Here is a 26,035-nt window from a genome sequence, read left to right as displayed (position 1 = left end):
CCGTGCCCGACAGCACGCCCGGCTCCTCTGCGCCGTTCTGGTTCCGGTCCGACCTCGGGGTCGCGTCGTTCGGCTTCACCGACGCGCGCACCGACCTGGGTCGGGGCCCGATCGACGGATCACCCGCGGAGGGCCCGGGCGTCGTGGCCGCGGCGCTCGGGGGCCAGCCGGCCCTGATGCGCCAGGTCCACGGTGCCGACGTGGCCGTCGCCGACCCTGACGCCCAGCCCGAGGCCGACGCGCTCGTGCTCGACCGGCCGGGCGTCGTCGCGATCGTCCGGGTCGCCGACTGCGTCCCGATCGTCATCGCGTCGCCCGACCGGCCGCTGGCGGCCGTCGTGCATGCGGGTCGCGTGGGCATGGCGTCCGGCGTGGTCCCCGCGGCCGTGGCCGCCCTGCGCGAGCGCGGCGCCGACCGGCTCGAGGCGTGGGTCGGACCCCGGGCCTGTGGCTCCTGCTACGAGGTGCCGCAAGCGATGGCCGACGAGGTCGCCGCGGCCGAGCCCGCCGCCCGGGCCACCACCCGGCAGGGCACGCCCGGCCTCGACATCGGCGCCGGCGTGCTGGCCCAGCTCGAGCGCGACGGCGTGGTCGCCCACGACCTCGGTGGCTGCACGATCGAGGACGAGCAGTTCTGGTCGCACCGGCGTCAGGGTGAGGCCGCAGGACGCTTCGGCGCCGCGGTCGTCCTGCGCGAGGGGAGTGCCGATGTCGCGCCGTGACGAGCTCGCGCAGAACCTCGCGGCCGTCCGCGAGCGGATCGCCCGCGCCTGCGAGCAGGCCGGCCGCGATCCCGGCGAGGTCACCCTCGTCGTCGTCACCAAGACCCACCCGGCGAGCGACGTCGAGCTCCTCGCCGACCTCGGCGTCACCGACGTCGGCGAGAACCGCCACCCCGAGGCCGCCGACAAGCAGGCCGAGGTCGCGGCGAGCGGGGCCTCGCTGCGCTGGCACTTCGTCGGAGGGCTCCAGACCAACAAGGCCGGCGCCGTCGCCCGCTACGCCGACGTCATCCACAGCGTCGATCGCGCGAAGCTCGCCCGGTCGCTCGACCGCGGGGCCGAGGCCGCCGGGCGCACGCTGCGCGTCCTCGTCCAGGTCGACTTCGACACCACCGACCCCGGCCGCGCGGGCGTCCCGCCGGCCGACGTGCAGGCGCTCGCCGACGTGATCGTGGGGGAGTGCCCGCACCTCGAGCTCGGGGGCGTCATGACCGTCGCGCCGCTCGGGCAGGACCCCGAGCCGAGCTTCGCGCACCTGCGCGAGATCAGCGCCGACCTGGTGCGCACCGTGCCGTCCGCGACCACGATCTCGGCCGGCATGAGCGAGGACTTCGAGGTCGCGATCCGGCACGGCGCGACACACGTGCGCGTGGGTCGTTCGGTGCTGGGGCAGCGACCTGTACTGCAGTAGTCTCAACAACGTCAAGACCGAAGATCGGGAGTGAGCATGGCTGGCGCAATGCGGAGGATGGGCGAGTACCTCGGACTCGTCGAGCAGGCCGAGTACGACGAGGCGCTGGAGTACGAGCCGGAGGCCCCGGCACGCACCGCCGCGCCGGTGCGTCAGGCTGCCCCCCAGTCGGTCGCGCCGCGCACCGTGACGGCCCTCGACGACCGCCGTCAGCCCGGCCTGTCCGTGGCCGACCTGGCGCGCATCGAGACCGTCACGCCCCGCACGTACAACGATGCCCGCACCATCGGCGAGTCGTTCCGCTCGGGCGTGCCGGTGATCATGAACCTCTCCGACATCGGCGACGACGACGCGAAGCGTCTCGTCGACTTCGCCGCCGGACTGGTCTTCGCCGTCCACGGCACGATCAACCGGATCACGGCGAAGGTCTTCCTGCTGTCGCCCGAGGGAGTGCAGGTGTCCGACGAGGACCGCGCCACCCTCGCCGCCGGCGGCTTCTACAACCAGAGCTGAGGCCCCGTGTCACCGATCGGGACCATTCTCTACAACCTCATCTACCTGGCGATCATCTTCGTGATCGCCAGGTTCGTCGTCGACTGGGTGCAGCTGCTCGCCCGCCAGTGGCAGCCCCGCGGCTTCATCGCGGTGCTGTGCGAGTTCATCTTCACCGTCACCGACCCGCCGCTGCGCGCCCTGCGCAAGGTCATCCCGCCGATCCGTCTGGGTGGCGTCATGCTCGACGTCTCGGCGATGGTCCTGTTGCTCCTGTTGTTCATCGCGCAGTCCCTGGTGGTCGTCATCTTTTAGGTGATCGTTGAGACTTGAGCACCGGCCCGCTGCCCGGTGCTTAGGATGAGGCGGTACCGTTGACGAGGCCCCGAATCTTTCCCCCGACAGACCCGACTCACACGCAGAGGTGACCAGATGGCGCTCACGCCCCAGGACATTCGCGACAAGCAGTTCACTGCCGTGCGCTTGCGCGACGGCTACGACATGGGTGAGGTCGAGCAGTTCCTCGATGAGGTCGAGGTCGAGTTCGAACGCCTCGTCAACGAGAACTCCGAGCTGAAGGCCAAGGTCGCCGAGCTCGAGGCCGCGCTCGAGGAGGCCTCCAAGGCCCAGCCCGCTCCCGCCGCCGCCAAGCCCGAGCCCGTCAAGGAGCCCGAGCCGGTCAAGGAGCCCGAGCCCACGCCGGCCCCCGCCGCTCCGGCCCCCGCCGCTCCGCAGGAGCTGCGCGTCACCTCCACCGCCGAGGCCTCCACGGCCGCCGCGCGCCTCCTCGAGATCGCGTCGGCCAACGCCGACCAGCTCATGGACGCCGCGAAGGAGGAGGCCGACACGATCATCGGTGAGGCCCGCGTCGAGGCCGAGCAGCTCTCGGCCGAGGCCCGTCGCAACGCCGACACGCTGCAGTACGAGTCGCGCAAGCGCGCCGAGCAGCTCGACGTCGAGACCGAGCAGCGCCGCAAGGAGGTCATCTCCAGCCTCGAGCGTGAGCGTCAGGAGCTCCAGGGCGAGATCGACCACCTGCGTGCCTACGAGCGCGAGTACCGCGCCCGCCTCAAGGCCTACTTCCAGGACCAGCTCGCGCAGCTCGAGGGCAGCTCGCCCGTCGCGCCGCAGCAGGGCTCCGCGCTGGACAGCAAGGACTGATCTCGCGGCACCGCGTCACTGAGTCGAACGACGGCGCCCGATCCCTCCGGGGATCGGGCGCCGTCGTCGTTCGTTGGGGCCTCGCGTCCGCCGTCGCCGCGGTCACTCCCGACTTTCGTGACACCTATGCCGACTTTGGTGACGGGAATCGGTCCCCCGCGGCCATTCCGCCCCCATCCCGTCACGAAAGTCGGAGCGAGGCGGCCCGCAGACGTCAGAGCGGGGCGGCCCCGGTGGGGCCGCCCCGCTCCGCACGGGCGGTTTGGCTCAGGCGCGCGCCAGGCTCACCGCGAGGCCGAGATCCTCGTCGTGCACGTCGTCGGCCTCGCCGGGCGCGAACGCGACCGCCAGGACCTCCTCGGCGATGCTGTCGCCGTGCTCGCGCAGCGCCTCGGCGGTCTCGCCCTCGGCGGCCCACGTGAGCGTGATGCGGTCGGTGATCTCCAGCCCGGCGGCCTTGCGCGCCTCCTGGATCACGCGCACGGCCTCACGGGCCAGGCCCGCGCGGCGCAGCTCGTCGTCGATGGCCAGGTCGAGCGCGACGGTCTCGCCCTGCTCGTTGACGACCGACCAGCCCTCGCGCGGACGCTCGGTGATGATGACGTCGTCGGCCTCGACCTGCCACGACTCGCCGCCAGCCGTGACGGTGGCCTCGCCGGACTCGAGCGCCCGGGCGAGCTCGCCCGCGTCGGTCGCGGCGATGGCCTGCGCGACCACCGGGGTCTGCTTGCCGTAGCGCTTGCCCAGCTGGCGGAAGTTGGCCTTGGCCGAGAACTCCACGAGGTCGGCGCCGGCGTCGGCCAGCGAGCCGAGCTCGACGATGTTGAGCTCCTCGCACACCTGCGCGCGCAGGTCCTCGCCGAGCGACTCGAAGTGGGCCGAGCCGATGAGCGCACGGCGCAGGGGCTGGCGCGTGCGGACCTTGGCCTCGGCGCGGGCGGCGCGACCGAGCTCGGTGACGCGTCGGGCCAGGCCCACGCGTGCGGCCAGGCCCTCGACGCGCAGCGACGCGTCGGTCTTGGGCCACGACGCGAGGTGCACCGACGGCGCGGCGTCGGGGTCGACGGGGACCACGAGGTCCTGCCAGACCCGCTCGGTGACGAACGGGACGAGCGGCGCCATGAGGCGTGTCAGCACGTCGAGGACCTCGTGCAGGGTGGCCAGGGCGGCCGCGTCGCCGCGCCAGAAGCGCTTGCGCGAGCGACGCACGTACCAGTTGGACAGGTCGTCGACGAAGGTCGCCAGGACCGCGCCGGCGCGCTGGGTGTCGAAGTCCTCCAGGGCCGACGTGACGTCGGTGACCAGGTCCTGCGTCTGCGACAGCAGCCACTGGTCGAGGACGCCGCGCTCGGCCACCGGGGGAGCGTCGGTGGCCGGGCTCCAGTCGGCGGCGCGGGCGTACAGGACGTGGAACGCCACGGTGTTCCAGTACGTCAGCAGCACCTTGCGCACGATCTCGGTGAGCGCGGTGGGGCCGATGCGGCGCGCCGACCACGGCGAGCCCGCGCACGCCATGAACCAGCGCAGCGCGTCGGCGCCGTGCTCGTCCATGAGCGGCATGGGCAGCAGGATGTTGCCCAGGTGCTTGCTCATCTTGCGGCCGTCCTCGGCCAGGATGTGGCCCAGGCACACGACGTTCTCGTAGCTGGACTCGTCGAACACGAGCGTGCCGACGGCCATGAGGGAGTAGAACCAGCCACGGGTCTGGTCGATGGCCTCGGAGATGTACTGCGCGGGGTAGGCGCGCTCGAACTTCTCCTTCGAGCCCTCCACGTGCGGGTAGCCCCACTGCGCGAACGGCATCGAGCCGGAGTCGAACCACGCGTCGATGACCTCGGGCACGCGACGGTACGTGCCGGGCTCGCCGTCGACCGTGAAGGTGACGTCGTCGATGTACGGTCGGTGGGGATCGAGGTCGGACTGGTCGGTGCCGGTCAGCTCGGACAGGTGGGCCAGCGACTCGACGCAGACGACCTTGCTCGGATCGGCGTCGTTGCGCCAGATCGGCAGGGGCGTGCCCCAGAAGCGGTTGCGCGAGAGCGACCAGTCGATGTTGTTCTGCAGCCAGTCGCCGTAGCGGCCGTGCTTGATGGTCTCGGGGTACCAGTTGGTCTTCTCGTTCTGCGCGAGCAGCTCGTCCTTGCGCGCCGTGGTGCGGATGTACCAGGCGGGCAGCGCGAAGTACATGAGCGGCGTGTGGCAGCGCCAGCAGTGCGGGTAGCTGTGCTCGTAGTCCAGCGCGCGGAACAGCAGGCCGCGCGACTCGAGGTCGGCTACCAGCGTGGGGTCGGCCTCCTTGAAGAAGGCGCCGCCGACGAGCGGGACGTCGGCCTCGAAGTGGCCGTCGGGCGCGATCGGGTTGACCACGGGCAGGCCGTACGCCTTGCAGACCGCCATGTCGTCCGCGCCGAACGCGGGGGACTGGTGCACCAGGCCGGTGCCGTCGTCGGTGGTGACGTAGTCGCCCAGGACGACGAAGTGCGCGTCGGGGATCTCGACGAGGTCGAAGGGGCGACGGTACGTCCAGCGCTCCATGTCACGGCCGGTGACGGTCTCGACGGTCTCCCAGCCCTCGCCGAGGGCGGAGGCGACCAGCGGCTCGGCCACGACGACGCGGTCGGTGCCGTTCGTGGCCACGACGTAGGTGACCTCGGGGTGCACGGCGACGGCCGTGTTCGACACGAGGGTCCACGGCGTGGTGGTCCAGACCAGCAGGTCGGTGCCCTCCCACGGGCCCGACGTCAGCGGGAAGCGCACGTAGACCGAGGGATCGACGACGGTCTCGTAGCCCTGCGCGAGCTCGTGGTCGGACAGCGTGGTGCCGCAGCGCGGGCAGTACGGCGCGACGCGGTAGTCCTCGACCAGCAGGCCCTTGCCGTGGATCTGCGCCAACGCCCACCACACGCTCTCGACGTACGAGGCGTCCATCGTGCGGTAGGGGTCGGACATGTCGGTCCAGTACGCCATGCGCTCGGTCATGGTCTCGAACTGGTCGACGTTGCGCAGGACGGACTCGCGGCACTTCGCGTTGAACTCCGCGATGCCGAAGGCCTCGATGTCGGGCTTGCCGTTGAAGCCGAGCTCCTTCTCGACGGCGATCTCCACGGGCAGGCCGTGGCAGTCCCAGCCGGCCTTGCGCTCGACGTGGAAGCCCTGCATGGTCTTGAAGCGCGGGAAGACGTCCTTGAAGACGCGGGCCTCCACGTGGTGGGTGCCGGGGACGCCGTTCGCGGTGGGCGGGCCCTCGTAGAAGGTCCAGCGCGGCGCGTCGGCGCGGGTGCTCAGGCTGGCGGCGAAGGTGCCCTGCTCGGCCCACAGGTCGAGGATCTCGCGCTCCATCACCGGCAGGTCGACGTGGGCCGGCACGGGCCGGTATCGCAGCGACTCAGCGGGGGTGGCGGAGGGACCGGATGCAGCCTGTGCTGCGGGGGCGTTCGGGGCGTCCTGACTCACTCGGCCAATCCTACGGTGGGGCGACTTGCACGCGTCCCGTGGTCGGTCTACTGTCCCGGGCATGCCCAAGACCACGTTGGCCGTCCGCGCGGACGAAGAGCCCTGGACCCCTGCGGAGGCCAAGGCCGTGCGCGAGGAGCTCGTCGGGGACCTCGCCCGCCTGAGGACCGAGCTCGACCACTCCGCCCGTGATCTGCAGGACATCCTGGCCGGAGGTGTCGACGGTGCGGGCAACGACCAGGCCGACGTCGGCTCGAACAGCCTCGAGCGCGATGCCGAGCTCTCGCTCGCCGCGAACCAGCGCGAGCTGCTGCTGCAGACCGAGAAGGCGCTGGCCCGTCTCGACGACGGCACCTACGGCGTCTGCGAGCAGTGCGGCGAGCCGATCGGCAAGCTGCGCCTCATGGCGTTCCCCCGCGCGACGCTGTGCATGGACTGCAAGCGTCGCGAGGAGCGTCGCTGACTCCCGTGACCCCGTCCTCGGACCCGTCGACCGAGCCGATCGGCCGTCGCCGGGTCGGCCTGTTCGCGTTCGTCGCGATCGCGGTCGTGGCGCTCGACCAGCTCACCAAGTGGTGGGCGGTCGCGCGGCTCGACGGCCGTGACGCCATCCCGCTGCTGGGCGACCTGCTGAGCCTGCGCTTCGTGCTCAATCCCGGCGCCGCGCTCGGCACCGCCGCGGGCTACACGATCGTGCTGAGCCTCGTCGCGATCGCCGTCACGGTCACCCTCATCGTCATCGCGCCCCGGCTGCGCGACCCGTGGTGGGCCGTGGGCCTGGGGCTGTTCCTCGGGGGCGCCGTGGGAAACTTGATCGACCGGCTCTTCCGTGAGCCGTCGTTCCTGCGGGGCCACGTCGTGGACTTCATCGACTACGCCGGCTTCTTCGTGGGGAACGTGGCCGACATCGCCCTGACGGTGGCGGCCGTGGTCATCATCTGGCGGTCGTGGCGAGGACATCGCTTCGACGGCACCCGGGAGGAATCGTGACCGACGACGCCACGCAGGTGCGCAGCGTCTACATCCCCGAGGGCCTGGCCGGCGAGCGCGTCGACGTCGCCCTGGCCCGGCTCTTCGGCGTCTCGCGCACGCGCGCCGGCGACCTCGTCGCCGAGGGGCTCGTGCTGCTCGACGGCAGCCAGCCGATCAAGTCCGAGCGCGTCGAGCCCGGCGCGCTGATCGAGGCCACCATCCCCGCACCCCGGCGCGCCGTGGTGGTGCCCACCGAGGTCGAGGGCATGTCGATCGTGCACGAGGACGACGACATCGTCGTGGTCGACAAGCCGATCGGCGTTGCGGCGCATCCCGGCGTGGGCTGGGACGGGCCCACCGTCTCGGGTCACCTGGCCGGCGTGGGCGTGCGGATCTCCACCAGCGGCGCGCCCGAGCGCCAGGGCATCGTGCAGCGCCTCGACGTCGGCACCAGCGGCCTCATGGTCGTGGCCAAGTCCGAGCGCGCCTACACCGTGCTGAAGCAGGCGTTCCGCGACCGCACGGTCGACAAGACCTACCACTCGCTCGTGCAGGGCCACCCCGACCCGCACACCGGCACGATCGACGCGCCGATCGCCCGGCACCCCAAGCACGACTTCAAGTTCACGGTCCGCGCCGACGGCCGCGCCTCGGTCACGCACTACGACACGCTCGAGGCGCACCGCTTCGCGTCGCTGCTGGAGATCAAGCTCGAGACCGGTCGCACCCACCAGATCCGCGTGCACATGGCCGCCATCAAGCACCCGTGCGTGGGCGACCCGCTGTACGGCGCCGACCCGGTGCTGGCCAAGCGCGTCGGCCTCGAGCGCCAGTGGCTCCACGCGGTGCGGCTCGGCTTCACCCACCCGGCGTCGGGGGAGTGGGTCGAGTACGAGAGCCCCTACCCCGACGACCTCCAGCGCGCGCTCGACGTCGTCCGCGAGCTGGACTGACCCGCAGTTTCCCCGGTTAACCGGGGAAACCGTCACTTCACGAGGTTCGCGAACCTCGCGAAGTGACAGGAAACCTCGTTCAGTCGCCGCCGGGAGTCGCGGCCGGGAGGTGGAGGGCGTCCGGCACAATGGGCGCATGAGTCCTGTCGTGCGCCAGTCGGAGAAGTTGAGGGATGTCCTGTACGACATCCGCGGCCCCGTCAGCGCGCGAGCTGCCCAGCTGGAGGCCGAGGGTCATCGGATCCTCAAGCTCAACATCGGCAACCCGCAGCCGTTCGGGTTCGACGCGCCCTCGGAGATCCTCCAGGACGTCATCGCCGGCCTGCCCACGGCGCAGGGCTACTCCGACTCGCGCGGCATCCAGTCCGCGCGGCGTGCGGTGGTGCACCACTACCAGCTGCAGGAGGGCTTCCCGGCCCTCGACATCGACGACGTCTGGCTCGGCAACGGCGTCAGCGAGCTGATCCAGATCGCCCTGCAGGCGCTGCTCGACAACGGCGACGAGGTGCTGATCCCCACGCCGGACTACCCGCTGTGGACCGCGGTGACGAACCTCGCCGGTGGGCGCCCCGTGCACTACCGGTGCGACGAGGACAACGACTGGAACCCCGACCTGGCCGACCTCGAGGCGAAGATCACCGATCGCACCAAGGTCATCGTCGTCATCAACCCGAACAACCCCACGGGCGCCGTCTACAGCCGTGAGACCCTCACCGCGATCGCCGATCTCGCGCGCAAGCACGACCTGATCCTCATGGCGGACGAGATCTACGACAAGATCCTCTACGACGACGCCGTCCACATCCCCTTGGCCAGCATCGCGCCCGACGTCCTGACGCTGACGTTCAACGGCCTCTCCAAGGCGTACCGCGTGTGCGGCTACCGTGCCGGCTGGCTCGTCGTCACCGGTCCGCTCGAGCGCGCCCAGGACTATCTCGAGGGCCTCACCCTGCTGGCGTCGATGCGGCTGTGCCCCAACGTGCCGGCACAGAACGCGATCCAGGTGGCGCTCGGCGGCTACCAGTCGATCAAGGAGCTGATCCTGCCCGGCGGCCGCCTGCTGGAGCAACGCGACACCGCGGTCAACGAGCTGCGCAAGATCCCCGGCGTCAGCGTCGTCGCGCCGCGCGGCGCCCTGTACGCGTTCCCGCGCCTCGACCCCGAGGTCTACCCGATCAAGGACGACCAGCAGTTCGTGCTGGACCTGCTGATGTCGGAGAAGATCCTGCTGACCCAGGGCACGGGCTTCAACTGGCCCGATCCCGACCACCTGCGCATCGTCACCCTGCCGTGGTCGCGCGACCTGGCGGAGGCGATCCAGCGCATGGGCCATTTCCTCAGCACCTACCGCCAGGACTGACGCAGCCTCCCCAGCCAGCCGGGGCGCCGCTCGGGCTCCGGCGGGGGCGGCGTCGCCGCCTGGTCGGCGAAGTCCTTCTTGCGCCACCGGTGCTTGAAGGCCGGGTCGGGCGTGCTCCAGCCCGGACCGTAGATCGTCTCGAGGTAGCCCACGGGGTCGGCCGGCAGCGGCACCGTCACGCCGAGGAACTCCCGCTCGCTGGTGGGGAACATGGTCGCGCGGTCGAGGGCACCGCGCGTGCCGGGGTACCAGGCGATCCGGTCACCCTCGAACAGCGCCGAGAACACGTCGACGTTCTTGCCGCCCCCGGCGGGCGCGACGTGCCGGTGGCCGAAGAAGTCGCCCTTGACCGTGAAGCCGCGCGCCCGCAGGAAGTCCTCGACCAGCGCGTGGGCCTCGGGCAGCGTGGCGGCCTCGTGCGGCTCGAACGCCACGATGAGGTCGAGGTCGTCGTCGTGCGGGATGAGGTCGCCGTCGCGCACCACGGCCAGCGCCGCGCCGTAGCCGAAGCACACGTGAGGCGTCAGGTCCCGGAGCGCGTCGGCCACCGCGACGGTGGAGCGGACGTAGTCCTGCTTCTCCTCGGCCGACCAGAACCGGAAGGACCGCGTGGGACCGTGCGCCGTCCAGTCGAGGGAGCGGTCGTGGAGCACGCCCTCGCTCACGGTGCGGACGAACTCGCGGCGCGCCTCGTCGCTGAGCTGCTTCGCCGCCGACTTCATGGCCGTGCGGGCCGGCTGGTAGTGCCCCGCGACGGTGAGCGCGAGGGGTCCGGCGAGCAGCTCGAACGTCGGCCGCAGGTCGTCGGGGACGTCGACCGTCCGGGCCCGGACCCAGGCCTGCAGCTCCTCGGCGCGGCCGGGCGCGTCGTAGACCGTGACCCAGGGGCCGCCGGGGGAGCCGATCAGCACGCGCACGTCGCGGCTCTCGATCGCGGCGCGGGCCGCGATGCCACGCAGGTGCAGGGCGGTGAGCTCGACCGGCTCGGCGAACGCGACCTCGGCCCACGGCAGAGCCTCGTGCTCGGTGCGGATCTGCACGCCGTGCGGGTGCTCCGCGTCGAGAAGACGCTCGGGATCGAACGTCTCGCGGAACCCGTCGGCGAAGCTGCTCGCCGTGATCGTGACGCGCCCGGCCAGCTCGACGGGGGAGAGCGCCGGCGTGGTGGACACGCCCAGGGACTGCAGCCGCAGGATGGACGGCGAGGCCAGCTCGACGCGCACGCGGTCGACCGTGGTCGGTGGGAGGGCGACGTGCAGCTGGCCGGCGGGCCGGACGAAGTCGAGGTCGGGGAAGGCGGCGCGGGCCGACCGGACCGTCTCGGTCAGGAGCTCGCCGAGCGTCTCCACCTCAACGCCTCGTGAGCAGCGCCCGCGCGACGTAGGCGTCGTCCTCGCGGTACTTCGCGAAGCCGTAGCCCTCCACCGCGTAGGTGACGTCGAAGCCGTGCAGGACGGCCTGGGCGTTGAACGAGGTGGGGTCGACGAAGCGGCGGTAGTGGCGGCCGGTGACCTTGGCGCCGATGGAGTCGCGCAGCGTGCGGTACTCGACGGCGAGCCGGTCGCCGGGCGAGGTGAGCTCGGCGACCAGGCGCAGGAACGCCGCCTGCTCGTCGTCGGTGATCGCGTGCACGAAGAAGCGTGCGTAGACGAGGGTGTTCCCGGGCTCGACGCGCAGCTGCGCGGCCAGCCCCTCTTGGTCGATCGAGGCACTGACGAACTCGACGTCGAGCCCCAGCTCCTCGGCCAGCTCGGAGCACGCCTCGACCGCGGCCTTCGAGCCGTCGACGCCGGTCACGTCGTGCCCGTGCGCGGCGAGGAAGAGCGAGTCGCGTCCCGAGCCGCTGCCGAACTCGAGGATCCGCGTGGGCCCGTCGAGCTCGCCGGCCACGAAGGCGGCGAACTGGGACGGGACGGGACGCCGGGCGACGCCGCCGTCCGCGTAGAACGCGTTCCAGTAGTCCGTGCGCTCCGCCGGCACCACGCCGGACGGCTCGTCGGATCGACTCATGGGTCACCCCCTGCTCAGCACGCCCCGTGCGTCACGAGGCGAAATTCCGCTCACCGTACCGGCTCGGCGGGCCGTTCCGCGAGGGAATCGGCGGTCCGGCGTGTCAGCCGTTGCGGAAGCTGCGCCGCACCTCGCGGGCGCCGCGCTCGTCGAGCTCGCGCAGCTCGCGGGCGATGTCGGCGCTGGCCTTGCGGGCGTGGTTCAGGTCCTCGCGCACCTCCTGCAGGTGCTCCTTCCAGGTGCGCTCGAAGCCGTTCATGCTGCCGATCCGCTCGTCCTCGGGGGTGAGACGGCCCTCGCGGATCGCGAGGCGGATCTCCTGCAGGCGCTCGGCGGCCGTGTCGAGGGCGCGCGCGCAGTCCTGCAGCTCCTCGCCGACGGAGGCGATGTCGTCGGGGCGCGACAGCCGTGTGGGATCGGGCGTGGACTGGTCGTCCCCGGACTTCACCGGCCCGGCGATCGCCTGCCGCTGCCGGGGGAGCTGCTCGACGAGCTGGTTGTCGAGGCGGTTCACCCCGCGCAGCGCCTCGACGAGCTCGTCGAAGATCGCCTGCACGGTCTGGCGGTAGCGCTCGGCGATCTGGTCGGCCTTGCCGTCGAGCATGATCGCGACGGACCCGTGCCGGTCGGTGAACTCGAGGCCGGCGAGGCGCCGCAGCGGGCCCTCGACCTGGTTCAGGACCTGCTGGTCCGCCATCGTGATCAGGTCGCTCGCCTCGGTGGGCGGCTCGGGCTCGCGGCGTTCGTGGTCGCGATCGGCGCCGCCGCCACCGCCGCCGCCGCCCTTGCGGTCCCTCTCGGCCCGCTCGCGCTCGCGACGCTCGGCCCGCTCGCGCTCGGCCTCGCGGTGCTCGCGGGCAGCCTGCTCGTTGAGGTCGCCCACCTGGTCGCGCAGGTCCTGGCGGGCCTGACGCCAGCGGCGACGGGTCTCGTCGAGGGTGCCCAGGGCGTCGGTCATGCGATCGGCCTGGCGACGGATCAGCTCGACGAGATCGGAGAGCTGATCGGCGTCGGCCTCCAGGACCTGGCCGAGCGTGCCGGCGACGCGCGACATCGCGCGGACGGTGGGTCCGCGCGTCTCCTGCGGCGCGTCGGCCTCGCGCAGGCGCTTGCCGACGTCGGTCAGCTCGGCCACGAGGTCCTGGAGCTTCTCGGCACCGTGACGCAGACGATCCGGATCGCCCGGGACGTCGAGTGCGTCGGGATGGAAACGGATGACCTGCTGCAGGTCGACAGCCATGATGAACCCCCCGAGTTCGAGTCAGTGCTGGGCAATTTCTACCACTGACGGAACGAGTCGGCAGCCAAGGGCTGATTTCTGTCGGGTGTGTGGCCCATGATCGAGGGATGAGCGACATGATCCGCGCGACCGGACTGGTCAAGCGCTATGGCGACGTCGAGGCCCTCGCCGGGCTCGACCTGGCGGTGCCCGAGGGCACCGTCCTGGGACTGCTCGGGCCCAACGGTGCGGGCAAGACCACGGCGGTCCGCATCCTCACCACCCTGCTCACGCCCGACGAGGGCCAGGCCACGGTGGCCGGGGTCGACGTCCGGGCCGATCCCGACGGCGTGCGCCGGCGCATCGGCCTGTCCGGGCAGTACGCGGCGGTCGACGAGTACCTGACGGGCTACGAGAACCTCGAGATGGTCGGGCGGCTGTACGGGATGAAGGCCAAGGACGCCGGCGCGCGCGCCCGCGACCTGCTCGCCCGGTTCGGCCTGTCCGACGCGGCCGACCGGCCCTCGAAGACCTACTCCGGCGGCATGCGTCGCCGGCTCGACCTCGCGGGCGCTCTGGTCGCCGAGCCGCCGGTGATCGTGCTGGACGAGCCCACCACGGGCCTCGACCCGCGCAGCCGCCAGCAGATGTGGGAGGTCATCTCCGACCTCGTCTCCTCCGGCGCGACGGTGCTGCTCACTACGCAGTACCTCGAGGAGGCCGACCTGCTGGCCGACAACATCATCGTGATCGACCGCGGGCGGTCGATCGCCGAGGGCACGGCCGACCAGCTGAAGTCCCAGGTCGGCGGCGAGCGGATCGAGGTCGTGGTGGACGACCCGGCCCACGCGTCGCGCGTCCGCGACTTCCTCGCCGAGGTCGCCAAGGGCGAGGTCACGGTGCGCGAGCGCTCCGTGGCCGCCGCGGTCAGCGGCTCCGGCGCCGACGACCTCATGCAGGTCCTGGGCAACATCCGCGGGGCGGGCATCGACGTGCTCGACATCGGCCTGCGGCGTCCCACCCTCGACGACGTGTTCCTGTCCTTGACCGGCCACGAGGCCGAGGACGCCACCATCGATCAGGAGGTCACGCGATGACCACCCTCACCCAGCGCAGCGGTCCGCTGCGCGTGCTCAGCGACGGCTGGGTCTGCGCCAAGCGCAACCTCATCAAGATCAAGCGCGTCCCCGAGATCATGGTCTTCGTCCTGATCTCGCCCATCATGTTCGTCCTGCTGTTCGCGTACGTGTTCGGCGGCGCGATCGACGCCGGTCCGGGCCTGGACTACAAGGAGTTCCTGATCGGCGGCATCTTCGCGCAGACCGTGGTGTTCGGCGCCACGTTCTCCGGCGCGGCGATGGCCGAGGACATGCAGAAGGGCTTCATCGACCGGTTCCGGTCGCTGCCGATGTCCCGCTCGGCGGTGCTCGTCGGGCGCACGGGCGCGGACGTCGTCTACAACGTGCTCTCGCTGATCATCATGGCGCTGACGGGCCTGCTCGTCGGCTGGCGCGCGCACAACGGCATCCCGAAGATGCTCGGCGCCTTCGCGCTGCTGCTCGTGTTCGCCTACGCGATCAGCTGGATCATGGCGTGGATCGGACTCATCGTGCCCAGCGTCGACGTGATCAACAACGCGTCGTTCATCGTGATCATGCCGCTGACGTTCGTCTCCAACGCGTTCGTGCCCACCGAGTCGTTCCCCGACTTCCTCAAGCCGTTCGTCGAGTGGAACCCGGTCTCGGCCGTCACCCAGGCGGTGCGCGAGCTGTTCGGCAACGTCCCGGACGGCGTGCCCGTGCCCGACGCCTGGAGCCTGCAGCACCCCGTGATCTACACGCTCCTGTGGACCCTGCTGATCGTCGCGGTGTTCGTGCCTCTGTCGGTCCGCGCCTACCAGCGCGCCGCGAGCAAGTAGCGCACCGGGGGAGGACTCCCGCGCGGGCGTGCCCTACCGACTCCGGTCGGGCGCTCACGTAGGCTGGAGTCCTTCCCCGATCCCCGCCGCCGACCCTGTCTGCGGCTTCGACCACTGTCCCCGGATCCGGGACCAGAACGACGTAGCGGAGGCCGACGGCGACCATGGCGAGTGACTCGAGCTTCGTGCACCTGCACGTCCACACGGAGTACTCGATGCTCGACGGACACTCGTTGCTGGACGGGCTGTTCGAGCGCACGGCGCAGCAGGAGATGCCGGCCATCGCGATGACCGACCACGGCAACGTGCACGGCGCCTACGACTTCTGGAACACCGCTCGCAAGCACGGCGTCAAGCCGATCATCGGCCTCGAGGCCTACCTCACTCCGGGTACGCACCGCAGTGAGAAGAAGCGCGTCCGCTGGGGCCGTGGCAACGCGGCCGAGGAGGGCGGCGACGACGTCGCCGGCGGTGGCGCGTACACCCACATGACGATGTGGGCCTCGTCCACCGAGGGCATGCACAACCTCTTCCGGCTGTCGTCCCTGTCCAGCCTCGAGGGCTACTACTACAAGCCGCGCGCCGACCGCGAGCTGCTCGAGCGCTACTCCACCGGACTCATCGCCACCACGGGCTGCCCGTCGGGCGCCGTCCAGACCCGGCTGCGGCTGGGCCAGTACGAGGAGGCCCGCCGCGAGGCCGCCGAGCTGCAGGAGATCTTCGGCAAGGAGAACCTCTTCCTCGAGCTGATGGACCACGACATCTCGGTCGAGCGCCGGGTCCGCGAGGACCTGCTGCGCCTCGGCCGCGAGCTCGGCATCCCGCCCGTGGCCACGAACGACTCGCACTACACGCACCCGCAGGACGCGGCCGCGCACGACGCGCTCATCTGCGTCGCGTCGGGCAAGCGCATCAGCGACGAGAAGCGCCTGCGCTTCGACGGCGGTGGCTACTACATCAAGTCCGCGGCCGAGATGCGGTCCCTGTGGGAGGACAAGCACGGGATGAAGGAGGCGTGCGACAACACGCTGCTCATCGCCGAGCGCTGCGACGTCGAGTTCACCGAGTCCACGGGCGGCTACATGGCCCGCGCCGACGTCCCCGACGGCGAGACCGAGGAGTCCTGGTTCCGCCAGGAGGTCTGGCGCGGCATCGAGGCCCGCTACGGGAAGGACTTCGGCGACGACGTCCGCGCCCGTACCGAGATGGAGCTCGCGGTCATCGCCCAGAAGGGGTACTGCGGCTACTACCTCGTGGTCGCCGACTTCATCAACTGGTCGAAGGACAACGGCATCCGCGTCGGACCCGGCCGTGGCTCGGGCGCCGGCTCGATCGCCGCCTACGCGCTGCGGATCACCGACCTGTGCCCGCTGCAGAACGGCCTGATCTTCGAGCGCTTCCTCAACCCCGAGCGCCCCTCGATGCCCGACTTCGACATCGACTTCGACGAGCGTCGTCGCGGCGAGGTCATCCAGTACGTCACGCGCAAGTACGGCACCGACAAGGTCGCCCAGATCGCCACGTTCGGCCGACTCAAGTCCAAGGCCGCGGTGAAGGACGCCAGCCGCATCCTGGACTACCCGTTCGCGATGGGCGACAAGATCACCAAGGCGATGCCCGCCGATGTGATGGGCAAGGGCGTCAAGCTCGGCGACATCTTCGACGAGTCGCACAGCCGCTACAACGACGGCAAGGACTTCCGCGACCTGCATGCGCAGGACCCCGACGTCCGCAAGGTCTACGACATCGCGCTCGGCCTCGAGGGCCAGATCCGCAACTGGGGCGTGCACGCCGCCGGCGTCATCATGAGCAGCGACCCGCTGCTGGACATCGTGCCGATCATGAAGCGCGAGGCCGACGGTTCGGTCATCACCCAGTTCGACTACCCGATGTGCGAGTCGCTCGGCCTGGTCAAGATGGACTTCCTGGGGCTGCGCAACCTCACGGTCCTCAACGACGCCATCGAGAACATCAAGGCCAATCGCGACGTCGACCTCGTGCTGGAGGACCTGGGCTTCGACGACCCCGAGGCCTACGCGCTGCTGTGCCGCGGCGACACCCTCGGCGTCTTCCAGCTCGACTCGCCGCCGATCCGCCAGTTGCTCAAGCAGATGCAGCCGGACAACTTCGAGGACATCAGCGCCGTCATCGCGCTGTACCGCCCCGGACCGATGGGCGCGGACAGCCACACGAACTATGCGAAGCGCAAGAACGGTCGCCAGGAGATCGACTACATCCATCCTGAGCTGACCGAGGCGCTGAAGCCGATCCTGGGCACCACCTACGGGCTGATCGTGTACCAGGAGCAGGTCATGGAGATCGCCCAGGTGCTGGCCGGGTACTCGCTCGGACAGGCCGACAACCTGCGTCGCGCGATGGGCAAGAAGAAGCGCGAGGTCCTGCAGCAGGAGTTCGTGGGCTTCGAGGCGGGCATGATCGAGCGCGGCTTCTCCAAGGCCGCGGTCAAGACGCTGTGGGAGATCCTCGTCCCCTTCGCCGACTACGCCTTCAACAAGGCGCACTCGGCCTCGTACGGCGTCATCAGCTACTGGACCGCCTATCTCAAGGCGCGCTATCCCGCCGAGTACATGGCGGCCCTGCTCACCAGCGTCAAGGACGACAAGGACAAGTCCGCGCTCTACCTGGCCGAGTGCCGGCGCCTGGGCATCAAGGTGCTGCCGCCCGACGTCAACGACTCGGTCGCGAACTTCGCGTCGGTCGGCCCCGACATCCGCTTCGGCCTCACCGCCGTGCGCAACGTCGGCGCCAACGTCGTGGCCGGCATCATCGAGGCCCGTGAGACCAAGGGCGCGTTCACGGACTTCGCCGACTTCCTCGACAAGGTGCCCACGCAGGTGTGCAACAAGCGCGTGCTCGACTCGCTCATCAAGGCGGGTGCGTTCGACTCCCTCGGCCACGGCCGGCGGGCGCTCGCGTCGATCGCCGAGGAGGCCGTCGACCAGTACATCGACATCAAGCGCAACGCCGCGATCGGCCAGGACTCGCTGTTCGGCGCGTTCGAGGAGGAGTTCGACGGACTCGGCATCACGGTCCCCGACATCGCCGACTGGGACAAGACCCAGAAGCTCGCCTTCGAGCGCGACATGCTCGGCCTCTACGTGTCCGACCACCCGCTCGGCGGGCTCGAGCACGTGCTGGCCGCCAACTCCGACTCCTCGATCGGCACCCTGCTCGACGGCGACCGTCCCGACGGCGACGTCCTCAAGCTGTGCGGCCTGGTCACCAACGTGCAGCGCCGCATGAGCAAGAAGGGCGACACCTGGGCCACGATCACGCTCGAGGACCTCGAGGGCTCGGTCGACATCGCCGTGTTCCCGGCCGCCTACAACCTCGCGTCGTCGGTGCTCACGCAGGACTCGCTCGTGGTGGCCAAGGTCCGCGTGCGGCGCAACGACGAGGGCATGGACCTGTCGGCCAACGAGGTCACCCGGCCCGCGATCGGCGAGGGCCGCACCGACCAGCCGCTCGTCGTCAGCCTGGCGGCGTCGCGCTGCACGATCGACACGATCAACGCGTTCAAGCAGGTGCTGGGCTCGCACCCGGGCGTCACCGAGGTGCACCTGCGGCTCACGGGCCAGGGCAAGACCACCACGATGCGCCTCGACAAGGGCCTGCGCGTCTCCACGACGTCGTCGCTGTTCGCCGACCTCAAGGAGCTGCTCGGCCCGGGGTGCCTCGCATGACCCGCACCACCAAGGTGCTGCTGGCCGTCGTCGCCTCGGGAGCTCCCGCGGCGTTCGCCTGGTGGGCGTTCGCGCGGCCGTCGCAGTGGCTGGCCACCGAGCGCGGCCTCGTCCTCACCGAGGGCAACGCCGCCGGCACGTTCCAGGTCGTGGCCGTGTTCACGCTCATCGGGATCGTGCTCGGCGTCGTGTCGGGCGTCGCGGTGCACCGCATCACCCGGGCCGTCCGCTGGGAGATCGTGCTCGGCCTCACGGCGGCGTCCACCGCCGCCGCGCTGCTGTGCTGGCGCCTCGGCATCTGGCTCGGCCCCGGCCCGCTCGAGGACGTCACGGGTCTGAAGGCAGGGGAGCAGGTGTCGGCCCCGCTCGCGGTCGACGCCCTCGTCCCGTTCCTGGTGTGGCCGCTCGTCTCGGTGCTGAGCTACACGCTCTCGCTCTACCTCAGCACCGACGGGACCGAGGACGACGAGGAGATCGACGACGTCAGCGCGCGATCCGAGCGGTGACCGCCCGGGTGTGCGCCACGAGGTCCTCGGGAGCCAGCTCGAGGTCGAGGCCGCGCCGGCCGCCCGAGACGAACACGGTCGGGTGCGTCAGCGCGCTGACGTCGACCACGGTGCGGTGCAGCTTGCGCTGGCCGAACGGGCTGATCCCGCCCAGGACGTAGCCGGTGGCCCGCTGGGCCGCCGCGGCGTCCGCCAGCTGGGCCCGCTTGCCGTTCAGCGCCGAGGCGGCGCGCTTGAGGTCGAGGCTTCCCGAGACCGGGACCACCGCGACCGCCAGGAGGCCGTCGACGTCGATCATCAGCGTCTTGAAGACCCGCGCGTGCTCGAGGCCGAGCGCGTCGGCCGCCTCGTGACCGTAGGACCGGGCGCGGGGGTCGTGCTCGTACGTGTGGGCGGTGACCTCGACGCCGGCACGGTGCAGTGCCGCAAGCGCGGGGGTCGCCTCGCCGACCTTCTTGTTGGCCACGAGCGAGAGGCTACCTCCGTCCGGGGTCAGATTTCCGGCGTTACGGACCATTTCCTCGGCCGGCGAATCGTCAGGGGCGCTCGAGGGTGGCGCGCACCGCGAGGCCCAGCAGCAGGGCCCAGAACGCGGCGCCGACCGACAGCAGCGAGATCCCCGAGGCGGCGAGCAGGAACGTCAGTCCCGCGCTCGTGCGGTGCCGAGGCTGCTCGAACGCGCCCTGCAGCGATCCGACGAGCGCGCCGATCAGCGCGAGTCCGGCGACCGCCTCGATGATTCCCGGGGGAGCGACCGCGGCCAGCGCGACGACGAGTCCCGCGGCCGCCGCGATGACGAGGTACCCCACGCCGGCCGACACGGCGGCGACCCAGCGGCGCTCCCGGGGGCCGGCCTCGTCCCCGGCCGCGAGCGCGGCCGACAGCGCGGCGAGATTCATCGCGTGACCGCCGAACGGGGCGACGAGCGCGGTGCCGACGCCCGTCGCGACCACCGACGAGCGCCACGGCACGGAGAAGCCGAAACTGCGCAGCACCGCTGCGCCGGGCAGGTTCTGCGAGGCCATCGTGACGATCGTCAGGGGCAGCGCGATGCCGACGATCGCGGGCCACGTCCACGTCGGGGTGGTCCACTCCAGCCGCGGGACCAGAGAGGCGGTGTCGAGCGACTGTCCGGAGCGGTTCGCGGCCACCGCGATCGCGCCGACGGCGACGAGCAGCGCCACCGGGACGGCCCAGCGCGGAGCCACGCGGCTCGTCACGAGCCACGCGAGGATCACCGGCAGGACGTACCCCGGCGAGTCCGCGAGGGCGAGGAACGGCGCGAGGCACAGCTGCAGCAGGATGCCGGCCAGCATCGCCTGGGCGATCTCGGTGGGGATCCGCGCCACGAGGTCGCCCAGCAGGGGGACCGCGCCGATCAGCGCGATGAGCACGCCCGTGACGACGAACGCGCCCACGGCGGCGGGCCAGCCGCCCTCGACGGCCCCCGTGGAGACCAGCAGTGCGGCGCCCGGCGTGGACCACGCGAGGGTCACCGGCACGCGGTGCACGAGCGCGAGCCCGACGATGAGCAGGCCGAAGCCCACGGTCAGCGCGAGCAGGCCGCTGGCCGCCTGCGACGGCGACGCCCCGACAGCGCGCAGGCCCGCCAGCACGACGGCGAACGACGACGTGAAGCCGACGAGGGCGGTGACGGCGCCGGCCGTGACGGGCTGCTGCCAGCGCACGGCGTCGGGGGAGCGGGACACGCTGCGAGGCTAGGCCATGGCGCGACCTAGACTTCACACGTGCTTCGACGACTCGACCTGAGAGACCAGACCGACGGCTACCGCGACGCGGTGCCCCGTGCCGAGGTCGACGTCGAGCATGCCCTCGCGGCCGTCGTCCCGATCTGCGACGACGTGCGCGATCGAGGCGCCGAGGCGGTGCTCGACGCGGGCGAGCGCTTCGACGGCGTGCGCCCCGAGCGGCTGCGCGTCTCGGCCGAGGACATCGAGAAGGCCCGCGCCGGACTCGACGCGGCCGTGCTCGACGCGATCGACGAGTCGATCCGCCGGCTGCGCGCCACCTGCGAGGCCGAGCTCGAGCGCACGGTCGAGATCGAGGTCGCGCCCGGCGCCACCGTCGAGCGGCGCATCGTGCCGATGCAGCGCGTCGGCCTCTACGTGCCCGGCGGCCTCGCGCCGCTGGTCAGCACCGTGATCATGAACGCCGTCCCCGCCCAGGTCGCGGGCGTCCCGGGCATCGCCCTGGCCAGCCCGCCACAGGCCGAGTTCGGCGGTCTCCCGCACCCCACGATCCTGGCCGCCTGCGCGCGACTGGGCATCGACGAGGTCTACGCCGCCGGTGGCGCGCAGGCGCTGGCGATGCTGGCGTACGGCACGCAGGAGAGCGAGCCGGTCAACCTCATCACCGGCCCGGGCAACATCTACGTCGCCGCCGCGAAGCGTCACCTGCAGGGCGTCGTCGCGATCGACTCCGAGGCCGGTCCCACCGAGATCGCCATCGTGGCCGACGCCACCGCCGATCCCGCGTTCGTCGCGGCGGACCTCATCAGCCAGGCCGAGCACGACCCGATGGCCGCCGCGGTGCTGATCACCGACTCGCTCGAGCTGGCCGACGCCGTCGACGCCGAGCTGGAGCGCCAGGTGCCCACCGCGCGCCACGAGGAGCGCATCCGCACCGCGCTCGCGGGCCAGCAGTCGGCGACCGTCCTGGTGCGCAACACCGGCCAGGGCGTCGACGTGGCGAACGCGTACGCCGCGGAGCACCTCGAGATCCAGACCGCCGACTCGGCGGCCGTGGCCGCCAGGATCGTCAACGCCGGCGCGGTCTTCGTCGGGTCGTTCGCGCCCGTGTCGCTGGGCGACTACGCCGCCGGCTCGAACCACGTGCTGCCCACCGCGGGCTGCGCGTGCCACTCGTCGGGCCTCTCGGTCCGCGCGTTCGTCAAGAACATGCACGTCGTGACCTACAGCGACGCCGCCCTGCGCGAGGTCGGACCGCAGGTGGTCACGCTCGCCGAGGCCGAGGACCTGCCCTCGCACGGCGCCGCCGTGACCGTCCGCCTGGAGCGCGAGGCGACGACGCGATGACGGTCCCCGCCTGGGTGCCCATCCGTGACGAGCTGCGCGACGAGGTGCCCTACGGCGCCCCGCAGATCGACGTCCCGGTGCGCCTCAACACGAACGAGAACCCGTACGGTCCCAGCCAGGAGGCCGCGGCCGACATCGCCGCGGCCGTGCAGGAGGCCGCGCTCGAGCTGAACCGCTACCCCGACCGCGAGGCGTGGGCGCTGCGCGAGGCCCTCGCCGGCTATCTCGGGCACGGCCTCACGGCCGAGCGCGTGTGGGCGGCCAACGGCTCCAACGAGGTCATGCAGCAGATCCTGCAGGCCTTCGGAGGCCCCGGCCGCACCGCCGTGTCCTTCGCGCCGACCTACTCGATGTACCCCGAGTACGCCCGCAACACCCACACCCGCTGGGTGGCCGGACGCCGGCGCGAGGACTTCGCGATCGACGTCGCCGCGGCGGTCGCGCTGATCGAGGCCGAGCAGCCCGAGGTCGTCTTCCTGACCTCGCCGAACAACCCCACGGGCACCGCGCTGGCGCCCGAGGAGCTGCGCGCCGTGCTCGACGTCGCTCCCGGCATCGTCGTGGTCGACGAGGCCTATGCGGAGTTCCGCCGCGCCGGCACGCCCACGGCACTCGAGCTGCTGGACGACCACCCGCGACTCATCGTCACGCGCACGATGAGCAAGGCGTTCGCGCTGGCCGGTGGCCGGCTCGGCTACCTCGCGGCCGACGCTGCGGTCGTCGACGCGCTGCGCATCGTGCGGCTGCCGTACCACCTGTCGGCCGTCACGCAGGCCACCGCGCTCGGCGCCCTGCGGCACACCGACGAGCTGCTCGCTCAGGTCGACGCGCTGCGCGAGACCCGCGACGAGACGACCGACTGGCTGTCCGGACGCGGGTACGACGTGGCCGCCTCCGACGCCAACTTCGTGCTGTTCGGGCATTTCGCCGATCGCCACGCGGTATGGGAGGGTTTGGTCGACCGAGGCGTCCTCATCCGCGAGGTGGGGCCCGAGGGCTGGCTGCGGGTGTCGATCGGCACCCCCGAGGAGATGCAGGCGTTCCGCGCCGCACTGATGGAGGTAGACCCCCGATGAGCGAGCGCAGGACCGCACGGATCGAGCGGAAGACCTCCGAGTCGCACGTCGTCGTCGAGCTCGACCTCGACGGCAGCGGCCGCACGGAGATCAGCACGGGCGTGGGCTTCTACGACCACATGCTCACGGCGCTGGGCCGCCACTCGCTGATGGACCTCACCGTCCGCTCCGAGGGTGACCTGCACATCGACGCCCACCACACGGTGGAGGACACCGCGATCTGCATCGGCCAGGCGATCCGCGAGGCGCTCGGCGACAAGGCCGGCATCCGCCGCTACGGCAACGCGATGGTGCCGCTCGACGAGGCCATCGCGCAGTGCGTGGTCGACGTCTCGGGCCGTCCCTACTTCGTGCACACCGGTGAGCCGGAGCGCCAGATCACCGCGATCATCGGCGGCTCCTACATCGGCTCGCTGACGTCGCACGTCTTCGAGTCGATCGCGCACCACGCCGGGATCACGATGCACATGAACCTGCTGGCCGGTCGCGACCCTCACCACATCGCCGAGTGCCAGTTCAAGGCGCTCGCCCGCGCCCTGCGCACCGCCGTCGAGCCCGACCCGCGTGAGACGGGCATCCCGTCCACGAAGGGCGCGCTGTGAGCGGAGCGGCCCAGTGACCACGGTCGCGGTCCTGGACTACGGCTCGGGCAACGTGCGCTCCGCGGTGCGCGCGGTCGAGCGTGCCGGCGAGGCCACCCAGGTGTCGGTCGTGCTGACCTCCGACCGCTCGGTCGCCGAGCAGGCCGACGGTCTGCTGGTGCCCGGCGTCGGCGCGTTCGCGGCGTGCATGCGCGGCCTGCGCGAGGTCGACGGCGAGCGGATCATCGAGCGCCGGCTCATCGCGGGCCGTCCCGTGCTGGGCATCTGCGTCGGCATGCAGATCCTGTTCGCGGAGGGCATCGAGCACGGCGTGCGGACCACCGGCTGCGGCGAGTGGCCGGGCACGGTGGAGCGCCTCCAGGCGCCGATCGTGCCCCACATGGGCTGGAACACGATCGAGCCTCCCGCCGAGTCGCGGATGTTCGCAGGCCTGGAGTCCGAGCGGTTCTACTTCGTGCACTCCTACGGCGTGCGCGACTGGCTCGTCGACGCCGAGGGCACCGCGTTCACGCCGCCCGGCGTCACGTGGACCGGGTACGGCGGCGACCGCTTCGTCTCGGCCGTCGAGCACGGCCCGCTGTGGGCCACGCAGTTCCACCCCGAGAAGTCGGGCGACGCGGGCCGCCGCCTGCTCGAGAACTGGATCGCGACCCTCTAGCCGACGAACGATGAGGCATTCGGGTACCCCAGCGGGGCCGCATGCCTCATCCTGCGTCCCTCAGGCCCGGTAGCGCTCGGGACGGTGGTTGAACGCCAGCACGATGTTGAGGATGACCGCGCCCATCGCGGACAGCAGCACGTTGTCCCACGGCACGACGAGGATCGCCGCCAGCACCACCAGCACGTCGAGCGCCATCTGCACGTAGCCGGCGCGCAGGCCCGCCTGCTCCTGCGCGATGAGCGCCAGGACGCTGAAGCCGCCGAGGCTCGAGCCGTGCCGGAAGAGGATGAGGATGCCCGTGCCGGCGAGCAGGTTGCCGGTGACGATGCCGTAGACCGGGGCGAGGTCGGGGGAGGGGATCATCTCGGCGTGGATCGCGGTGAAGAACGAGAGCAGCGCGACGGCGATCACCGACCGGACGGTGAACTGCAGGCCCTTCTTCCACAGCGCGAGCGCGAAGAACGGCACGTTCGCCACGAGCAGGACCACCGGGAGCGGCAGCGCCACGGCGTAGGTGATCAGCAGCGAGAGTCCCGCGGTGCCGCCCGTGACGGCGTGCGCCTCGTAGAGCAGGTGCAGGCCCAGCGAGGCCAGCCACGTGCCCGTCAGGACGCCCAGGACGTCCTCGGCGGGAGTGTGGGGCAGGGTGACGGCGGTCGGCTCGGTGGGGTCGTCGTCCTCGGGGGACGGATGCTCGGCGTGGCTGTCGTTCATGGCCCGCTCACTCTACGGAGGTGCCTCGATACGATCGCGGGGTGACTCTCGAACTCCTCCCCGCCGTCGACGTCGCCGAGGGACGGGCCGTGCGCCTCGTCCAGGGCGAGCTCGGCAGCGAGACGTCCTACGGCTCCCCGCTCGACGCGGCCCTGCAATGGCAGGCCGACGGCGCCGAGTGGATCCACCTGGTCGACCTCGACGCCGCGTTCGGGAAGGGCAGCAACCGCGAGCTGCTGGCCGAGGTCGTCGGCCGCCTCGACGTGAAGGTCGAGCTGTCGGGCGGGATCCGCGACGACGCGTCGCTCGACGCCGCGATGGCCACCGGCTGCCGCCGGGTCAACCTCGGCACCGCCGCGATCGAGGATCCCGACTGGTGCCGCTCGGCGATCGCCCGGTACGGCGACCGCATCGCCGTGGGCCTCGACGTCCGCGGCCGCACGCTGGCCGCCCGCGGCTGGGTCAAGGAGGGCGGCGACCTCTTCGAGACCCTGGCGCGGCTCGATGCCGACGGCTGCGCCCGCTACGTCGTCACCGACGTCACGAAGGACGGCACGCTGTCCGGCCCCAACCTCGACCTCCTGCGCCAGGTCTGCGAGCAGACCGACCAGCCCGTCGTCGCCTCCGGCGGCGTCTCCAGCCTCGACGACCTGCGCGCGATCGCCTCCCTCACGGGGATCGGCGTCGAGGGCGCGATCGTCGGCAAGGCGCTCTACGCGGGAGCGTTCACGCTGCCCGAGGCGCTCGACGCGGTCCGGGACTGAC

General features: G+C 71.5%; 25 protein-coding genes. 18 read left to right on the top strand and 7 right to left on the bottom strand.

What is annotated here, in order from left to right; translation table 11 throughout:
• Positions 1–2: 2 nt before the first annotated feature.
• The 5 genes from ACGWYL_RS15475 to ACGWYL_RS15455 all read left to right on the top strand — a co-directional run bounded on the left by ACGWYL_RS15475 (position 3) and on the right by ACGWYL_RS15455 (position 3,066).
• The gene (locus tag ACGWYL_RS15475) at positions 3–722 is read left to right on the top strand and encodes a polyphenol oxidase family protein (RefSeq protein WP_395487631.1); all 720 of its coding nucleotides are present in this window, start codon (positions 3–5) and stop codon (positions 720–722) included.
• Positions 709–1,413 carry a YggS family pyridoxal phosphate-dependent enzyme gene (locus ACGWYL_RS15470; RefSeq protein ID WP_395487630.1) on the top strand — a complete coding sequence of 235 codons (705 nt, stop codon included), beginning with the start codon at positions 709–711 and terminating at the stop codon, positions 1,411–1,413. Before ACGWYL_RS15475 ends, ACGWYL_RS15470 begins: the two co-directional genes overlap by 14 nt.
• A gap of 36 nt (positions 1,414–1,449) precedes the next feature.
• A complete protein-coding gene (locus tag ACGWYL_RS15465) occupies positions 1,450–1,926 on the top strand; it encodes a cell division protein SepF (protein WP_179424109.1) in 477 nt (158 codons plus the stop codon).
• A gap of 6 nt (positions 1,927–1,932) precedes the next feature.
• Positions 1,933–2,220, top strand: coding sequence for a YggT family protein (locus ACGWYL_RS15460; protein WP_179424110.1), 288 nt, complete (start codon positions 1,933–1,935; stop codon positions 2,218–2,220).
• A 117-nt stretch (positions 2,221–2,337) separates the two neighbouring features.
• Positions 2,338–3,066 carry a DivIVA domain-containing protein gene (locus ACGWYL_RS15455; RefSeq protein WP_179424111.1) on the top strand — a complete coding sequence of 243 codons (729 nt, stop codon included), beginning with the start codon at positions 2,338–2,340 and terminating at the stop codon, positions 3,064–3,066.
• A 267-nt stretch (positions 3,067–3,333) separates the two neighbouring features.
• Here the strand turns inward: ACGWYL_RS15455 and ileS are convergent, their stop codons facing one another.
• Positions 3,334–6,519 (bottom strand): isoleucine--tRNA ligase, encoded by a 3,186-nt coding sequence (ileS, locus tag ACGWYL_RS15450; RefSeq protein ID WP_395487629.1) that lies wholly within the window; start codon positions 6,517–6,519, stop codon positions 3,334–3,336.
• A 61-nt stretch (positions 6,520–6,580) separates the two neighbouring features.
• On the opposite strand from ileS, the gene ACGWYL_RS15445 reads away from it, so the two are divergent.
• The 4 genes from ACGWYL_RS15445 to ACGWYL_RS15430 all read left to right on the top strand — a co-directional run bounded on the left by ACGWYL_RS15445 (position 6,581) and on the right by ACGWYL_RS15430 (position 9,804).
• Complete coding sequence (locus tag ACGWYL_RS15445) at positions 6,581–6,982, top strand: TraR/DksA family transcriptional regulator (protein ID WP_395487628.1); 402 nt, start codon at positions 6,581–6,583, stop codon at positions 6,980–6,982.
• Positions 6,983–6,987: 5 nt separating this feature from the next.
• Complete coding sequence (lspA, locus tag ACGWYL_RS15440; RefSeq protein WP_269302607.1) at positions 6,988–7,509, top strand: signal peptidase II; 522 nt, start codon at positions 6,988–6,990, stop codon at positions 7,507–7,509.
• Positions 7,506–8,444: an RluA family pseudouridine synthase gene (locus tag ACGWYL_RS15435; RefSeq protein ID WP_395487627.1), complete on the top strand. Its 939-nt coding sequence runs from the start codon at positions 7,506–7,508 to the stop codon at positions 8,442–8,444. The genes lspA and ACGWYL_RS15435 overlap by 4 nt, the downstream gene beginning before the upstream one ends.
• Positions 8,445–8,580: 136 nt before the next feature.
• Positions 8,581–9,804 carry a pyridoxal phosphate-dependent aminotransferase gene (locus ACGWYL_RS15430; RefSeq protein ID WP_179424115.1) on the top strand — a complete coding sequence of 408 codons (1,224 nt, stop codon included), beginning with the start codon at positions 8,581–8,583 and terminating at the stop codon, positions 9,802–9,804.
• Here ACGWYL_RS15430 and ACGWYL_RS15425 read toward each other — a convergent pair.
• From ACGWYL_RS15425 to ACGWYL_RS15415, 3 genes are all read right to left on the bottom strand, one after another.
• Positions 9,789–11,153 (bottom strand): hypothetical protein, encoded by a 1,365-nt coding sequence (locus tag ACGWYL_RS15425; RefSeq protein ID WP_395487626.1) that lies wholly within the window; start codon positions 11,151–11,153, stop codon positions 9,789–9,791. The genes ACGWYL_RS15430 and ACGWYL_RS15425 overlap by 16 nt on opposite strands.
• 1 nt (position 11,154) lies before the next feature.
• A complete protein-coding gene (locus ACGWYL_RS15420) occupies positions 11,155–11,814 on the bottom strand; it encodes a class I SAM-dependent methyltransferase (RefSeq protein ID WP_395487625.1) in 660 nt (219 codons plus the stop codon).
• 103 nt (positions 11,815–11,917) lie between these two features.
• Positions 11,918–13,054 (bottom strand): hypothetical protein, encoded by a 1,137-nt coding sequence (locus ACGWYL_RS15415; protein WP_395487624.1) that lies wholly within the window; start codon positions 13,052–13,054, stop codon positions 11,918–11,920.
• Between the two features lie 107 nt (positions 13,055–13,161).
• On the opposite strand from ACGWYL_RS15415, the gene ACGWYL_RS15410 reads away from it, so the two are divergent.
• The 4 genes from ACGWYL_RS15410 (at position 13,162) to ACGWYL_RS15395 (ending at position 19,161) form a co-directional block, all read left to right on the top strand.
• Positions 13,162–14,130 (top strand): ATP-binding cassette domain-containing protein, encoded by a 969-nt coding sequence (locus ACGWYL_RS15410; RefSeq protein WP_395487623.1) that lies wholly within the window; start codon positions 13,162–13,164, stop codon positions 14,128–14,130.
• Positions 14,127–14,951: an ABC transporter permease gene (locus ACGWYL_RS15405; protein WP_395487622.1), complete on the top strand. Its 825-nt coding sequence runs from the start codon at positions 14,127–14,129 to the stop codon at positions 14,949–14,951. Before ACGWYL_RS15410 ends, ACGWYL_RS15405 begins: the two co-directional genes overlap by 4 nt.
• A 164-nt stretch (positions 14,952–15,115) precedes the next feature.
• Positions 15,116–18,655: a DNA polymerase III subunit alpha gene (gene dnaE, locus ACGWYL_RS15400; RefSeq protein ID WP_179424121.1), complete on the top strand. Its 3,540-nt coding sequence runs from the start codon at positions 15,116–15,118 to the stop codon at positions 18,653–18,655.
• Positions 18,652–19,161 (top strand): hypothetical protein, encoded by a 510-nt coding sequence (locus ACGWYL_RS15395; protein WP_395487621.1) that lies wholly within the window; start codon positions 18,652–18,654, stop codon positions 19,159–19,161. The genes dnaE and ACGWYL_RS15395 overlap by 4 nt, the downstream gene beginning before the upstream one ends.
• Here the strand turns inward: ACGWYL_RS15395 and ybaK are convergent.
• Together ybaK and ACGWYL_RS15385 are read right to left on the bottom strand one after the other, a co-directional pair.
• Positions 19,139–19,627, bottom strand: coding sequence for a Cys-tRNA(Pro) deacylase (ybaK, locus tag ACGWYL_RS15390; protein WP_269302596.1), 489 nt, complete (start codon positions 19,625–19,627; stop codon positions 19,139–19,141). The genes ACGWYL_RS15395 and ybaK overlap by 23 nt on opposite strands.
• 70 nt (positions 19,628–19,697) lie before the next feature.
• Positions 19,698–20,870 carry a benzoate/H(+) symporter BenE family transporter gene (locus ACGWYL_RS15385; RefSeq protein WP_395487620.1) on the bottom strand — a complete coding sequence of 391 codons (1,173 nt, stop codon included), beginning with the start codon at positions 20,868–20,870 and terminating at the stop codon, positions 19,698–19,700.
• 39 nt (positions 20,871–20,909) lie between these two features.
• Between ACGWYL_RS15385 and hisD the strand changes: the two genes are divergently transcribed.
• The 4 genes from hisD to hisH are packed head-to-tail and all read left to right on the top strand — an operon-like array spanning position 20,910 to position 24,553.
• The gene (gene hisD, locus ACGWYL_RS15380) at positions 20,910–22,217 is read left to right on the top strand and encodes a histidinol dehydrogenase (RefSeq protein ID WP_395487619.1); all 1,308 of its coding nucleotides are present in this window, start codon (positions 20,910–20,912) and stop codon (positions 22,215–22,217) included.
• Complete coding sequence (locus ACGWYL_RS15375) at positions 22,214–23,293, top strand: histidinol-phosphate transaminase (RefSeq protein ID WP_395487618.1); 1,080 nt, start codon at positions 22,214–22,216, stop codon at positions 23,291–23,293. The genes hisD and ACGWYL_RS15375 overlap by 4 nt, the downstream gene beginning before the upstream one ends.
• On the top strand, positions 23,290–23,895 hold the full coding sequence (gene hisB / locus ACGWYL_RS15370) for an imidazoleglycerol-phosphate dehydratase HisB (protein ID WP_179424127.1): 606 nt from the start codon (positions 23,290–23,292) through the stop codon (positions 23,893–23,895). The genes ACGWYL_RS15375 and hisB overlap by 4 nt, the downstream gene beginning before the upstream one ends.
• A gap of 13 nt (positions 23,896–23,908) precedes the next feature.
• Positions 23,909–24,553 (top strand): imidazole glycerol phosphate synthase subunit HisH, encoded by a 645-nt coding sequence (hisH, locus tag ACGWYL_RS15365; RefSeq protein ID WP_179424128.1) that lies wholly within the window; start codon positions 23,909–23,911, stop codon positions 24,551–24,553.
• 60 nt (positions 24,554–24,613) lie between these two features.
• On the opposite strand, the gene ACGWYL_RS15360 is transcribed toward hisH, so the two are convergent.
• Positions 24,614–25,270 carry a YitT family protein gene (locus tag ACGWYL_RS15360; protein ID WP_179424129.1) on the bottom strand — a complete coding sequence of 219 codons (657 nt, stop codon included), beginning with the start codon at positions 25,268–25,270 and terminating at the stop codon, positions 24,614–24,616.
• 41 nt (positions 25,271–25,311) lie between these two features.
• Here ACGWYL_RS15360 and priA point away from each other — a divergent pair, with 41 nt between their 5' ends.
• Entirely contained in the window at positions 25,312–26,034 is a 723-nt protein-coding gene (gene priA, locus ACGWYL_RS15355; RefSeq protein ID WP_269302587.1) for a bifunctional 1-(5-phosphoribosyl)-5-((5-phosphoribosylamino)methylideneamino)imidazole-4-carboxamide isomerase/phosphoribosylanthranilate isomerase PriA, read from the top strand.
• The last annotated feature ends 1 nt before the right edge of the window (position 26,035 follow it).

This window comes from Aeromicrobium sp. JJY06 (assembly GCF_044069275.1).
Taxonomy (GTDB): Bacteria; Actinomycetota; Actinomycetes; order Propionibacteriales; family Nocardioidaceae; genus Aeromicrobium; species Aeromicrobium tamlense.
Note: the sequence above shows the minus strand (reverse complement) of the source record. Positions and strands in the feature narration are given on the sequence as shown.

Excerpts from the sequence above, each read along its gene's own strand:
- ACGWYL_RS15470 (WP_395487630.1), top strand. The coding sequence starts at position 709 with ATGTCGCGCCGTGACGAGCTCGCGCAGAACCTCGCGGCCGTCCGCGAG.
- ACGWYL_RS15465 (WP_179424109.1), top strand. The coding sequence starts at position 1,450 with ATGGCTGGCGCAATGCGGAGGATGGGCGAGTACCTCGGACTCGTCGAG.
- ACGWYL_RS15455 (WP_179424111.1), top strand. The coding sequence starts at position 2,338 with ATGGCGCTCACGCCCCAGGACATTCGCGACAAGCAGTTCACTGCCGTG.
- ACGWYL_RS15445 (WP_395487628.1), top strand. The coding sequence starts at position 6,581 with ATGCCCAAGACCACGTTGGCCGTCCGCGCGGACGAAGAGCCCTGGACC.
- ACGWYL_RS15430 (WP_179424115.1), top strand. The coding sequence starts at position 8,581 with ATGAGTCCTGTCGTGCGCCAGTCGGAGAAGTTGAGGGATGTCCTGTAC.
- ACGWYL_RS15420 (WP_395487625.1), bottom strand. The coding sequence starts at position 11,814 with ATGAGTCGATCCGACGAGCCGTCCGGCGTGGTGCCGGCGGAGCGCACG.
- ACGWYL_RS15415 (WP_395487624.1), bottom strand. The coding sequence starts at position 13,054 with ATGGCTGTCGACCTGCAGCAGGTCATCCGTTTCCATCCCGACGCACTC.
- ACGWYL_RS15410 (WP_395487623.1), top strand. The coding sequence starts at position 13,162 with ATGAGCGACATGATCCGCGCGACCGGACTGGTCAAGCGCTATGGCGAC.
- ACGWYL_RS15405 (WP_395487622.1), top strand. The coding sequence starts at position 14,127 with ATGACCACCCTCACCCAGCGCAGCGGTCCGCTGCGCGTGCTCAGCGAC.
- dnaE (WP_179424121.1), top strand. The coding sequence starts at position 15,116 with ATGGCGAGTGACTCGAGCTTCGTGCACCTGCACGTCCACACGGAGTAC.
- ACGWYL_RS15395 (WP_395487621.1), top strand. The coding sequence starts at position 18,652 with ATGACCCGCACCACCAAGGTGCTGCTGGCCGTCGTCGCCTCGGGAGCT.
- ACGWYL_RS15375 (WP_395487618.1), top strand. The coding sequence starts at position 22,214 with ATGACGGTCCCCGCCTGGGTGCCCATCCGTGACGAGCTGCGCGACGAG.
- hisB (WP_179424127.1), top strand. The coding sequence starts at position 23,290 with ATGAGCGAGCGCAGGACCGCACGGATCGAGCGGAAGACCTCCGAGTCG.
- ACGWYL_RS15360 (WP_179424129.1), bottom strand. The coding sequence starts at position 25,270 with ATGAACGACAGCCACGCCGAGCATCCGTCCCCCGAGGACGACGACCCC.